Annotated in this window: 1 pseudogene; it reads left to right on the forward strand. The window is 39.0% G+C overall.

What is annotated here, in order from left to right:
• A pseudogene (locus RFX69_RS18660) lies at positions 1-520 on the forward strand (IS256-like element ISAba26 family transposase); the annotation flags it as partial.
• Between the last annotated feature and the right edge of the window lie 34 nt (positions 521-554).

Genomic DNA, 554 nt, shown 5'->3' on the forward strand with positions numbered 1-554 from the left:
TGTAGATGGATTAAAAGGCTTTCCTGACGCGATAGCCTCTGTTTACCCTCATACTGATATTCAACTGTGTATTGTGCATGTTGTACGCAATAGCCTGAGATTTGTAAGCTGGAAAGACTACAAGGCTGTTACGTCGGGTCTGAAAGCGATTTATCAGGCAAGTACAGAGGAAAATGCTTTAAAGTCCCTAGACATCTTCTGTGATCAATGGAATCACCAGTATCCCAAAATTGGAGAATCCTGGCGGGCCAATTGGGAAAATATCCGAACGATCTTTAGCTATCCAGCCGAAATACGTCATGCGATTTATACAACAAATGCGATTGAGTCGTTGAATAGCGTAATACGCCATTCAACGAAGAAAAGGAAAATCTTTTCATCTGATGACTCAGTAAAGAAGGTCATTTACTTAGCAACATCAAATGCTGCGAAGAAATGGACGATGCCAATTCAAAATTGGCGTTTAGCAATGAATTGGTTTACGATTCAGTTCGATGATCGATTAAAAGATCATTTATAAAAAATGGAACTTACACAAAATAATTTACAGGCTC

Origin of the sequence: Acinetobacter sp. 148 (assembly GCF_031196675.1) — a bacterium.
Lineage (GTDB): Bacteria > Pseudomonadota > Gammaproteobacteria > Pseudomonadales > Moraxellaceae > Acinetobacter > Acinetobacter baumannii.